The 12,591-nt window shown below is 55.1% G+C and carries 8 protein-coding genes; 2 read left to right on the forward strand and 6 right to left on the reverse strand.

Annotation, left to right across the window (positions count from 1 at the left end; genetic code table 11):
* Window positions 1-83 precede the first annotated feature (83 nt).
* Complete coding sequence (locus VQ830_RS02200; protein WP_337266412.1) at window positions 84-3,032, forward strand: bifunctional [glutamine synthetase] adenylyltransferase/[glutamine synthetase]-adenylyl-L-tyrosine phosphorylase; 2,949 nt, start codon at window positions 84-86, stop codon at window positions 3,030-3,032.
* Between the two features lie 29 nt (window positions 3,033-3,061).
* Here the strand turns inward: VQ830_RS02200 and VQ830_RS02205 are convergent, their stop codons facing one another.
* Both VQ830_RS02205 and pepN read right to left on the reverse strand, forming a co-directional pair.
* A complete protein-coding gene (locus tag VQ830_RS02205; RefSeq protein ID WP_337266413.1) occupies window positions 3,062-5,356 on the reverse strand; it encodes a PAS domain-containing sensor histidine kinase in 2,295 nt (764 codons plus the stop codon).
* Between the two features lie 434 nt (window positions 5,357-5,790).
* Window positions 5,791-8,439, reverse strand: coding sequence for an aminopeptidase N (gene pepN / locus VQ830_RS02210; protein ID WP_337266414.1), 2,649 nt, complete (start codon window positions 8,437-8,439; stop codon window positions 5,791-5,793).
* 282 nt (window positions 8,440-8,721) lie between these two features.
* Here pepN and VQ830_RS02215 point away from each other — a divergent pair, with 282 nt between their 5' ends.
* Window positions 8,722-9,648 carry a DMT family transporter gene (locus tag VQ830_RS02215; RefSeq protein ID WP_337266415.1) on the forward strand — a complete coding sequence of 309 codons (927 nt, stop codon included), beginning with the start codon at window positions 8,722-8,724 and terminating at the stop codon, window positions 9,646-9,648.
* 49 nt (window positions 9,649-9,697) lie between these two features.
* On the opposite strand, the gene VQ830_RS02220 is transcribed toward VQ830_RS02215, so the two are convergent.
* From VQ830_RS02220 to VQ830_RS02235, 4 genes are all read right to left on the reverse strand, one after another.
* Window positions 9,698-9,832 carry a hypothetical protein gene (locus VQ830_RS02220; protein WP_337266416.1) on the reverse strand — a complete coding sequence of 45 codons (135 nt, stop codon included), beginning with the start codon at window positions 9,830-9,832 and terminating at the stop codon, window positions 9,698-9,700.
* A gap of 16 nt (window positions 9,833-9,848) precedes the next feature.
* Entirely contained in the window at window positions 9,849-10,199 is a 351-nt protein-coding gene (locus VQ830_RS28775) for a hypothetical protein (protein WP_438617140.1), read from the reverse strand.
* The gene (locus VQ830_RS02230; RefSeq protein ID WP_337266417.1) at window positions 10,174-11,058 is read right to left on the reverse strand and encodes a uracil-DNA glycosylase; all 885 of its coding nucleotides are present in this window, start codon (window positions 11,056-11,058) and stop codon (window positions 10,174-10,176) included. Before VQ830_RS02230 ends, VQ830_RS28775 begins: the two co-directional genes overlap by 26 nt.
* A gap of 114 nt (window positions 11,059-11,172) precedes the next feature.
* Window positions 11,173-12,474, reverse strand: a complete 1,302-nt coding sequence (locus VQ830_RS02235) for an Hsp70 family protein (protein WP_337266418.1) — start codon at window positions 12,472-12,474, stop codon at window positions 11,173-11,175.
* Window positions 12,475-12,591 lie beyond the last annotated feature (117 nt).

Here is a 12,591-nt window from a genome sequence, read left to right on the forward strand (position 1 = left end):
GGCTGATGCTGTACGTTTGCTCCGAGCGCCTTGATGGCCGCGCGAAAACTTCTACAATCGGGCACGATGGGTAGGAAAGTCGGATGCAGGACAAAGCAATATCAAGCCTTAAGGATGTTGATGGACGTGTCCTGAAGCCACTCAATCAAAGCGAGCTGAAGAGCGCGCAAAACGAGTTGCGTGAGCTTTGCGCGGTGCATCCAAACCTGAAAAACGTTCTGGTGGAAGGCGGGCATCTCTGGAATTTCCTGATAGCCGTCTTCAGCCTTTCGCCCTATCTGCGCGATTGCGCCCGCCTTGATCCTGAGGCTTTGGCGGAGATCGTGAACCAACCTGTCAAAGTGGCGGTTAAGGCGCTGATTGATGATGCAAGGGATGCATGGCTTCCTAGAGAGAACGGCGCGGTCACCGAAACGGAGCTGATGGCTAGGCTCCGCGTTTTGAAGCGGCGCGCCGCACTTTTCATCGCTCTGGGCGATCTTTCGAAAATTTTCGACGCCAGATCGACCACAGAACTATTGAGTGAGCTTGCAGAAGCCTGCGTAAGTGCAGCGATCGATCATCTGCTGCTATCAGCCAATGAAACCGGAAAACTAAAACTGCCCGATCCCGGAAATCCTTCGTACGGGTCCGGTCTCATCGTTCTCGGGATGGGAAAGCTCGGCGCTGGCGAGTTGAACTATTCGTCCGACATCGATCTTGTCGTTTTCTTCAATCCGGATGCCGGGATTGTCGCGGCGGGCGAGGAGCCCATCGAAGTCTTTCCGCGGCTCGTGCGCCGTTTGGTGCGTATCCTGCAGGAGCGCACGGGGGATGGCTATGTTTTTCGTTCCGACCTTCGTTTGCGGCCCGACCCTGGCTCAACGCCGTTAGCGCTTTCGGTCGATGCCGCCATGATCTATTACGAGGGTCGGGGACAAAATTGGGAGCGAGCCGCTTTCATCAAGGCAAAGCCGGTGGCCGGAGATCTGATTGCAGGTCAGGAGTTTTTGCGAGGCCTCTTGCCTTTCGTCTTTCGCAAATACCTTGATTATGCGGCCATTGCCGATATCCACTCGATCAAGCGCCAGATTCACGCCCATAAAGGGCACGGTAACATCGCGGTCAAAGGCCACAACGTCAAACTTGGACGCGGCGGTATTCGTGAGATCGAATTCTTCGTCCAGACCCAGCAGCTCATCGCGGGGGGCCGAATGGCGAATTTGCGTGATCGCAGAACGGAAGCCACGCTGGCAACATTGGCGCAATCCGGCTGGATCGATGAGGAAACGCGCCAGGAACTGAAGAATGCTTACTGGTTTCTCAGGGATGTAGAGCATCGTATTCAGATGGTCCATGACGAACAGACGCATCTTCTCCCACAGACGGATGCTGAGTTACGGCGGATCGCCTATCTCATGGGTTTCGAAGACATTGCCTCATTTTCCGCTCGGCTTGTTGATGTCCTGAAGACGGTCGAGCGGCGTTATGCCCGTTTGTTTGAACAGGAGAATCACCTCTCGGGTGCAAGTGGCAACCTCGTCTTTACTGGCCAGAACGATGATCCCGATACGCTTCTTACGCTGCAAAAGTTAGGCTTTGAAAGACCTGCAGATATATCGCGTGTGATCCGGATTTGGCACTATGGCCGCTATCGTGCGACGCAGTCCGTTGAAGCTCGAGAACGATTGACCGAGCTAACACCGGAGCTCTTGCGTGTGTTCGGCGAAAGCCGGAGAGCCGATGAAGCGCTCTTGCGCTTCGACGGCTTTATCTCAGGTTTGCCGGCTGGAATCCAGCTGTTCTCTCTTATGGGCAGCAATCCGCCGCTTCTCTCACTGATCGTGACCATCATGTCGGCAGCGCCGAAACTTGCCGAGGTGATAGCAGCACGTCCCCATGTCTTTGATGGCATGTTGGACCCCGGTCTGATCTCCGAGCTTCCGACGCGGGTCTATCTCGCATCGCGGCTTGAGACATCGCTGTCCCAGTCCCGGCATTACGAGGAGACGCTGGATCGACTGAGAATATTCGCCGCCGAACAGCGCTTTCTTATCGGCATTCGCCTTTTGACAGGGGCCATTGGAGGGGTCGCGGCGGGGAAAGCTTTTACCCACCTTGCCGACCTCGTCATCGAAGCAGCCTTCGTTGCGGTCGCGAATGAAATGCAAGAGACGCATGGCGTCTTGCCGGGTATGCGACTTGCGGTGCTGGGCATGGGCAAGCTGGGCAGCTTCGAGCTGACGGCAGGCTCCGACGTCGATCTGATTCTCCTCTACGACTTCCATGATGCCGCCGAAGAGTCCAATGGTGTCAAACCTCTCGATCCCACGCGTTACTTCACCCGATTGACGCAGCGTCTTATCGCGGCGCTGTCTGCTCCAACGGCTGAGGGTGTCGTCTACGAGGTGGATATGCGCCTTCGCCCCTCCGGCAACAAAGGCCCCGTCGCAACGAGGATGAGGTCTTTCGCCAACTATCAACGCCGGGAAGCCTGGACCTGGGAGCACATGGCGCTGACACGGGCGCGGCTTATCTGCGGCGATCAAAGCTTGATCGATGAAGCTTCGGTCGTCATTGCAGATGTTATCGGTCAGTCGAGGGACCGAACGAAGATTGTCCGTGACGTGCTTGAGATGCGGGAAATGATCGACAAGGAAAAGCCCCCTAAAAGTCTCTGGGACCTGAAACTGATTCCAGGTGGAGTCGTCGATATCGAATTTATTTGCCAGTTCCTATCGCTCATGGCTCCAGCAGCGCGTTGTGAAGATGTGAGCAGCACCAACACTCGTGAAAGGCTGGAAGCACTCGGCCCGCATTTTCTATCCAGCGAGGACCTGGAGCTATGCCTTTCCGCAGACAAACTCTACACTGAACTTTCGCAACTTGTCCGACTTTGCATCGACGGCGTATTCGATCCACGGGAGGCTCCGGCCGGTCTCATCGACTTTGTTTGCCGTGCTGGCGAAACGCCTGACATCAAAAGCTTGGAGGGCGAAATTAAGCATCTCTCTCGGGAGGTCCGTCGTGTTTTCCATACAGTTGTGAGCTGAGCGAGAACTTCGCCACGTCCGTGTCGTCTTCAGTTTGGAACATGAATTGCGATAACGGTTCCATGGTTTTCGCGAGATCGAATTTTCATGCGACCCCCATGCAGCATCGTGAGTGAGCGTGAGATGGCAAGGCCAAGGCCAGAACCGCCTTTGCTTTTCGCATATTGGCTCTGCACTTGCTCAAAGGGTTGGCCGATCTTGCTCAACGCGCTTTTCGGAATTCCAATGCCGGTATCGGCGATCGTGATGGAAATGCCGTTCGTCACGCAATGCGCCCTGACGGCAATCTTGCCGCCGTCATTGGTGAACTTCACAGCGTTCGAAAGCAAGTTAAGGAAAATCTGCTTCATCGCACGGCGATCGGCATTTAAAACGATGTCGCCTTGGAGACGCTGTTCAATAACGATATTCTTTTCGCTTGCAGGAATAGAGGTAAAGCGAAGGCTCTCTTCGATCAGTGGAGCGAGATCAATCTTCTCGCATTGCAGTTTCATATGGCCTGCTTCGATCTTCGACATGTCGAGAATGTCATTGATGACATTCAACAGATGCTTGCCGCTGTGATGAATATCGCGGGCATACTCATCGTATTTTGCAGATCCCAATGGACCAAACATGCCATTTTGCAGGATCTCGGAAAAGCCGAGGATGGCGTTGAGCGGCGTTCGCAGTTCATGCGACATGTTGGCGAGGAACTCAGACTTCGCGCGGTTCGCCGCCTCTGCGCGTTCTTTTTCCGCAAGATAGTTTGTGTTGGCAATGGATAGAGCTGCCTTCTGGCTTTCCAACGTTTTACGCGAAGCCTTCAAGTCGCCGATGGTGGCCATCAGCCGGCGCTCAGATTCGCGAAGGCGCTCCTGATGTCTCTTCAGCAAAGTAATGTCAGTGCCAACCGAGACAAGGCCACCATCGCGTGTCCGGCGCTCGTTGATCTGCAGCCATCGTTCGTCAGCAAGCTGGACTTCGCTGGTGCGCGAATATCCGGACCCGTCGGCGCTTGCGATGCGTCGTTCAATGATTGGGCGCGCAGCAGCCGCGCTGACAAGGGATCGCTCGGTGCCAGGCACGAGGACATTGTCAGGCAGTCCATAGGCTTCCTGGAAGTGCGCATTGCACATTACCAGGCGATCGTTCTTATCCCATAGCACGAAGGCTTCCGAAGTGGATTCGATGGCGTCGGCAAGCCGCTGATCTGCCTCAGCATAGCGCTGCGCCAAGCGATGCTGCTCGGTGACGTCCATGGCGATTCCGATCATGTGCGGACGCCCGGAATTCCCGTGAATGAGTTGGGCGCGAGCCCGCATCCAGACATAATGCCCGGCGGCATGCCGCATGCGAAAGATCTGGTCGATATGCGTTGATCCGCCATTTGCCACTGCCCGGGCGATCTTGTAGATCCCATCGTCCTCAGGATGCATCAGACGTGCCGCATCGCCAAAGCACATGGCCTTTTTGCCTGGTTTCAGGCCGAGCATCTCATACATCGAGCGCGACCAGAAAAATTCCCGGTTCTCGAAATCGAAGTCCCAAAGGCCGCATCGGCCGCGGGACAAGGCCGTCTCGACGCGCAAATTCGATTCAACGAAGATGTCGTCAGCCTCACGCGCCCGTTTTACCTGCATGTAATAGGCGTATAAAATAACCAGCAGGATTGAGGAGATGCCGGCAAAAAGCGTGACATTGAGCGTCAACTCTTCACGCCAGAGGCTGTCGACCATCCTCAGCGGTGTGGCTGCGACAATAAGAGCGCCTTTATCGCCGATCGCTCTGACAGCAAGGTAATGACTGTTGTCACCGATCGCCAACTCACTGATGTCGTTCCTGTCCGCGGACGCTACATCCGGGATAAACTGCGCGAGGTTGGATCCGACATAGGAAAATCCGTTTCCAGAGGCGGCAAACACACGCCCTGTCTGTTGGACCAGCAAGATAAAAGTACCGTCTGCGGAAATACTCTTCGGAAAGAACTTCGCAAGCTGGGTCTCGGCTTCAGCAGCATTTCCCTCATCGAAGATGTCTGGCATTTGGCTGAACAGAGCCACCGCCGTGGCGGCCGATAACATCGTAGAGTGGCGAGCCGCGGTATCGGCGCGTTGATACTCTGCCATCATTCCAAAGAAATGCGATGCCGCAACGACCCCAAGGAAAGCAATGATAAGAATTGGGATAGCACGCTTAAGGACGGCTTCAGCCTGAGGCAGTCTGCGCGCCACGGCTTCGCCGTCCAATCGACGACGGATCTTGCCGCCAAATCGTTCCGCCAACCTTGCCAAATCGAGACGCAAGCGCCCGCTGGCCACGGTTGCCCGTCGCGCGTTCATCATATCCTTAACAATCCCTCGTGTGATCCGCCAAGCCGCCGGGCGAATCTGGCTTAATGAATCATTCGGGATTCAGCTTGTCCAGAGGAAAAGGTAACTAAGGATTAACCAATTCTGAGGGTTGATTTTTAAGAGTTGCCGAAACTGCGGTCGTGACGCCTCGACCATTCATGCCCGGATCATGAAATTTCACATTCAAATTGAAAGATTTAGGCTACGTCTTGCGCTATCCGAATATTAAGCGTGCATCCCTCGAACGCCGCAATGCGATCGCTAAGAAACAGCGCTTTTCTGTTTCCCCGCAACGTCTGCGAACAGCAGGACCGCCATGAGCCCATTGACCATGGCGGCCTTCGTCAAGAAAAACCGCCGAAGTATGAACCTCTGGCGGGCAATCTGCGGACGCGGCGGTGCTGACCGGCGTACCGTGAAAGGCTTCAGGCTTTTAGTGTTCTTTCAACGATGTCTCGAACGTCCGTTGAAAGGGAAGGGGCGGCCTCGACCGTTCGCAAAGCTGCCTCTGCATGTTTGGCTCTGCCGGGTTCAAGCTTTCGCCAAGAACGCATGGACGTCAAAAGTCGCGCTGCGAGTTGCGGGTTGCGTTGATCGATCTCAAGGATCTGCTTTGCAATAAAGCGATATCCTTCGCCGTCCGCCCGGCCAAAGCCCGTAGGATTGGAAAATGCGAAGGCGCCGACCAAAGCCCGAACACGATTTGGATTGCCCGCATTGAAAAGTGGGTTTGCCATCAAGGTCTGGATGCGTTCCAGCGTTCCGGCGCCTGGGATTGTGGCTTGTGCGGAGAACCACTTGTCAATGACGAGCGCATTATCGGCAAACCGGCTTCTGAAATCTTCAAGCGCCTTGTTGGTTTCATCACTCATTGGGAAGCGATGCGCAAGCAAGGTCAAGGCGTGCAGCATCTCGGTCATGTTGTCGGCCTGCCCAAACGCAGCCAAGGCACGATGCGGCGTGGGCTCGGCATAGGAAAGATATGTCAAAGCCGCATTGCGAAGTGCTCGACGTCCGGCACTTTCCGCGGTGGGAGTAAAGGTGCCGTTCGATTTCATCGTATCGTACAGCTGCACGAAGATCGTCGAGCCCGCTTCAGCAATCGCGGTCAGGACCGCCTGGCGACCCAGATGAATGGCTTCAGGATCGTTGTTGCCACCAAATTCGCGGGCAATATCGGACTCGCTGGGTAACGCCAGTGCCTGTGCCCGGAAAGCTGGCTCCAAGCTTTCGTCCTGTGCTGCAGCCAATAGGGCTTCAACGAAAGCTTTGTCGGCTTTCGCAGATTTTCCATCCTTCTGATCGCGTGCAGCCTGGAGCAGGTTCGGCATGGCAAGGTCCATCAGGGCCTGCCAGCGCGAGAAGTGATCAGTTTCGTGTCGCGCGATCAATGCGAGGTCGGACGGGGTTTGATCGAACTGGAGATTAATGGGTGCAGAAAAGCCGCGATTGAGAGATACGACCGGCCGTTCCGCAATGCCGTTGAACAGTATGGTCTGTTGACGCTCTGTGAGATGAAGAACACTACGCTCATACTCCCCGCCTTCGACGGAAGAGGGCGATAAGATCGCGCCGCTCTGCCCAAGAAGGACGAGCCCGAGCGGTATATGCATCGGCGCTTTCTCGGTCTGCCCAGGCGTAGCCGGTACCATCTGCAGCAAGGACAGGGTGAAGGTTTTAGCCACTGGGTCATAGCTGCCGGATGCCGTAACCAGCGGTGTGCCTGCTTGGTGATACCAAAGGGCGAATTGCGAGAAGTCGCGCCCGCTGACATCGGAAAAGCATTGAACGAAATCTTCGATCGTCACCGCTTGACCGTCATGGCGCTCGAAATAGAGATCCATCCCTTTTCGGAAAAGATCGTCACCCAGCAGCGTCGCGATCATCCGCGTCACTTCGCTACCTTTTTCATAGACGGTGGTGGTGTAGAAGTTGTTGATTTCGCGATAGGCGGTGGGCCTTACAGGATGCGCAAGCGGACCGCCATCTTCAGGAAATTGTTCGGATTTTAGGTGCCGGACTTCGGCAATGCGCTTAACAGGCCGAGAGCGTTGATCTGCCGAGAATTCATGATCACGATAAACCGTCAGACCTTCCTTAAGGCAAAGCTGGAACCAGTCGCGGCAAGTGATTCTATTTCCGGTCCAATTGTGAAAATACTCGTGGGCGATGATGGCTTCGATATTGGCGTAGTCGTGGTCGGTTGCCGTCTGCGGGTCTGCCAGCACATACTTGTCGTTGAAGACATTCAAGCCCTTGTTTTCCATCGCGCCCATATTGAAGTCGGATACTGCGACGATCATGAAGATGTCGAGATCGTACTCGCGGCCAAACCTCTCTTCGTCCCATTTCATCGAACGCTTCAGGGCATCCATCGCATAGGAAGCACGCGCTTCCTTGCCGTGCTCGACATAGATCTTGAGCGCAACCTCACGGCCGGACATTGTGGTAAAGCTATCTTCAACGACGCCGAGATCACCGGCGACAAGAGCAAAAAGATAGCTGGGCTTCGGGTGGGGATCGAACCAAGCGGCAAAGTGTCGGCCTTCGTCATAGTTGCCGCCACCGAGGAAGTTTCCGTTCGACAAGAGAAGAGGGGTCGAGGCCTTGTCGGCAATGATCGTGATCGTGTAGGGAGCCAGCACATCCGGACGATCCGGGAAATAGGTGATCCGACGAAAGCCTTCCGCCTCGCATTGCGTGCAGTAAACCCCGTTCGTGCGGTAGAGCCCCATCAACTGGCTATTGGTTTGCGGGTTGATGATTGTCGTGACGGTGATCTCGAAAGGTGCTTCTGCCGGTAGCTCGCGTATCGTCAGTTTATCCGGCGTTACATCGTATCGGGCAGCGTCGAGCTCCTCCTGGTCGAAAAGAAGTGACGTTAACGACAGCTCGTCGCCGTCGAGGATTAGTGGAGCAGTGACATCAACGCCTTCGCGACGATGAAAAATGAGCCGTGATTCGACCTTCGTGGCGGTCGGGTCGAGCTCGAACGTGAGATCGACGCGCTCAAGCACAAAATCGGTGGGGCGGTAATCCGCCAGATGGATAACCTGGCCTATATCGGTGCGCATCACGGTCTCTGAAAGCCTTCCAGGATTGAGCCGACCTGTGCGCAGGCCGACGGAGATAGAACTGGGCCGCATCATTGCAAACAAATCTGAACTAAAGTTAAAGCAAATACTGTCAGAGCGAAACAATATTTCGATCCAACATCTCCATCGTTGGCTATGTCTGTCATCAACCATACGGTGGAACGGATTGGATATTAAGACCGTGCTAACTGTTTGAATTTACTCATCGGGTGGACCCGAAATTCTGGCGGATTTCCGGCCGACGCCGCAGGGGGATGAAGTATGCCGCTTTCTTTGGATGGGCCGATACGCGGCATTCTCCTGAAGATCGGTTCGGTTCTGCTATTTTTGGGAATGCAAACCTTCATAAAGTTGGCGGGCGACGAAATACCAGCGGGACAGGTTACTTTCTTTCGCTCAGCCTTCGCGTTCGTTCCGATCATGCTCTACCTTGCTTTGCGCAGTCAGTTGGTCGAAGCCTGGAAGACTCGTAATCCCTTAGGCCACCTGAAGCGCGGCACGCTCGGATTGATTGCCATGGCGCTCGGCTTTTTTGGGTTGATGATGCTCCCGCTTCCCGAAGCAATCTCTCTTGGCTATGCGACGCCACTGGTCGCGGTCGCCTTTGCAGCCATTTTTCTGAAGGAGACCGTCAGGATCTATCGCTGGTCTGCAGTCGTTGTCGGAATCATCGGCGTGATGATCGTATCATGGCCGCAGCTGACCTTGTTTCGAACGGGAGGGATGCAGTCAGAACAGGCGATCGGAGCCTTGAGCATGCTCATGGCCTCGGTCATTGCCGGCATGGCAATGATTCAGGTTCGCCGTCTTGTCGAGGAAGAAAAGACGACAACGATCGTCCTTTATTTTTCTGTGACGGCATCGATCTTATCGCTTCTGACCCTTCCTTTTGGCTGGATGACACTGGATTGGCAGCAGAAGTTATTGCTTGTGGCGGCGGGTTTCCTCGGTGGAATTGCTCAAATTTTTCTCACTGAGTGTTATCGTCATGCCGACGTTTCGACCGTCGCACCGTTTGAGTATACCTCCATCCTATTCGGGGGAATTGTCGGCTACAGTCTGTTTGGGGAAGTCCCGAGCCTCAACACACTCATCGGTACCGTGATCGTTGCCGGATCCGGGCTCTTCATCATTTATCGAGAGCGCCAACTAGGGCTGGAGCGGGCAAGAGTAAGGCAGGCAGCCTGAGGCTGGAAGAGCTGCCTGCGGTCTTGGAAAGCACTGGGCGTCGATTGGTTTAGAGGGCAACCGTAACGGCGCGTCCGTCCTTGTCAGCCTGCCGGCACTTGAACTCTTTTGCGGCACCCACGGCGGAACGAATGTCTTCGAAGACACGAAGCGAACGAATGATCGGATTGACGGAGATCGACATAAACGGCTCCTTTCACTCAGTAGCGCTGAAATTCTGCAAAAAGATCCAACGGCCGGGAAATTCGGCTGCTTGCGCCCGTGCCGCGAGCAATGATCTGCTCGTTGGTCACAAAATCCGCACGGCGGAAGCTATGTCCGCTGCGCGCCGGTTGGGCGGCCAGCCTAAGGGTTTCAAACCCGCTATGTATAAAACGATGTTCTGCGCTCATGGCCTTGGTTCCTGACAGTTCCTCCCAAGACACCACCATATATTGCGCTGCAGTACTGATTTCACAAGGCGCACGAGCGACTGAACAGGTATGCATCAAAAGCATAGCGCGTTCATAAAATTTCAATAATTGGCTATTTTTGAAGCAAGGCCAGGTCATCAAGACGCAGCTTGAAGTGCTGGAGATCACGCCATACGAGCCGTTTATTCAGCGGCGCAGTGATCAAGTCCTGGGGGTGCATGGTGGCCATGGCGGGAACAGCTTTGTGGTCGGCTGCAATCTCATGCCAGCGACCGCGAAGCCCATGTATAGAATCGCCCTCTCCGAAAAAGAACCGGGCTGCGAAGTTGCCGAGCAGCAGGATCGCTTGCGGCTTTGCCAATGCGATTTGTCTTTCGATAAACGGCTTGCAGATATCGGCCTCTGCCGGCGATGGTGTACGGTTTCCGGGAGGCCGCCATGCAATCGCCTGCGTCAGCAAAATGCTGTCTCGCTGCAGGCCCATCGCTGCCAGCATCTTATCGAGCAGATCACCGCATCGCCCGGCGAAAGGAATACCGTCGCGATCATCATCGGCTGTGGGTGCCGACCCTATCACCATAATACCGCTTTCTGCAGAGCCCGTTGCGAAAACGGTGCTGCGTGCACTTCGCTTCAGGTTGCAGCCTTCGAAATTCTCCAGCGCTGTCCTCAACTCTTCCAGCGTCGTCGCGCTCTCGGCGGCAAATCTGGCCTGTTGTATGGCCTCACCATCAGGGATGACTGTCTCGCGACGCGATGGCGCACGGGCCGCTGGAGATGGAGCAGCATGATTTTGCGCAGCGGCGGCCTTCCCATTTGAAGGCGCGGCGACCTGGGCTGCAGGGGAGGGAGCCGCCTGTCTGGCTTCCCTTGCAGCTTGAAACTCGGCAAAGCGATCGATAGCCTCCTCTTCAACAAGCCATTCCACACCCGCTTCAGCATGAAACGCAAGCAGGGCGGCCAGTTGGGCAGGTGAAAGGTCTTCAGCAGAGATCATGGGCCGATTGTAGTGTCATTCGTGCCAAAGGGGGAAATGCTTTTGACATATCCCCCGTATTCTCTTCGCGTTGAGCCACAAGACGAGGACGTACGTTCAAACCATAGATTTGATTCACATCTGCGCCTTGACGGTCCACTCTTCAATATCGTCTCGTTCTCCAATCATAGCCAAGCCATGTGCAATCGACAGAAGCTCGCCGCCTGTCTCGATACGCTTGTGGCCGAACCTGTCCTCGAATAGCCGCCGCACGGCTGGAACGAATGAGGTCCCACCGGTCAAGAAGACTTTGTCGATTTGCGATGTCGGCGTGTTGGTCGTCACAAGGACGTCGTCCAGCGCAGCTTCGATCCGCGTAAGATCCTCGGCAATCCAGCTTTCAAATTCGGATCGGCGGACGACCCGACGCGCGCCAGCACCCAGCGGTGCAAATTCGAAGAGGGCTTCTTCTGCCGACGATAAGGCCATCTTCGTTCGCGACACGGACTGGTAAAGGGGATAGCCTTCATCATGGTCGACGAGATCGATGAATGTCTCCAGCTTTTCTGGCTCCAAAGCGGTTCTGACGAGCTTCTTCAGATCTTCAAATTCGCGAGACGTCTTGAAGATCGACAAAAGATTCCAGCGACCAAAACTCGAATAGTAGTTGGAGGGAACTTCAAGAACCTTGTCGAAACTCTTGAAATGACTCCCCTTGCCGATGACCGGTGCGACGATATTGTCGATCATGCGGTAATCGAAGTGATCGCCGGCAACGCCGACGCCGGAATATCCGATAGGTGTTGCCTGAAGACGCCCGCCTTTGGTCTCGAAACGGATCAAGGAATAGTCCGTTGTACCACCGCCAAAGTCGGCAACGAGAACCGTCGCGTCTTTCTTCAGGTTCTGTGCAAAGTAGAAAGCGGCGGCAACCGGTTCATAGACGTAGTGGATCTCTGGAAAACCAAAACGGCTCAGGGCTTCGTTGTATCTGCGCATGGCAAGACCGGCATCGGGATTGGCACCGGCAAAGTGGACCGGACGCCCGGCAACGATACGCTTGACGCCCGCATCCCATTCTTCGCCAGCATAATGCTTCAAGCGCGTGAGAAACACTTCCATCAAATCTTCGAATTCGTATCGGCGGGCGAAGACGATGGTCCCCTGGAAGAGGGCACTGGCAGCAAATGTCTTGATCGATTGCAGAAAGCGACAATCTCCGGGATTGTCAATGAACTGTTGGATGGCAGCTTGGCCTGCCTCGACCTTCAAGGCAGCTGCGCCAAGTTGGCGGTCCTTCATGAAGGACAAGGCCGTACGCATGCTATCGCTGGTACCGGTACTGCTGGAAAAATGCATGGATTGCGTGGCATTGCCTGATACTGTCGCCAGAACAGTATTGGTGGTGCCGAAGTCCAAACCCAGGGCCTGCGCCATCGTTCATCTCCTTGTATCTCATGATCCCGCGCGACAGCCGATCGCCCTTGCAGCGCCAACGCGGAGGCTATCGGCACAAGGGCCGCTATGGCTTTTCGGTGATTGACGTCGGGTGAA

It is taken from the genome of Oryzifoliimicrobium ureilyticum, assembly GCF_037199735.1.
GTDB classification, from domain to species: domain Bacteria; phylum Pseudomonadota; class Alphaproteobacteria; order Rhizobiales; family Rhizobiaceae; genus Rhizobium; species Rhizobium ureilyticus.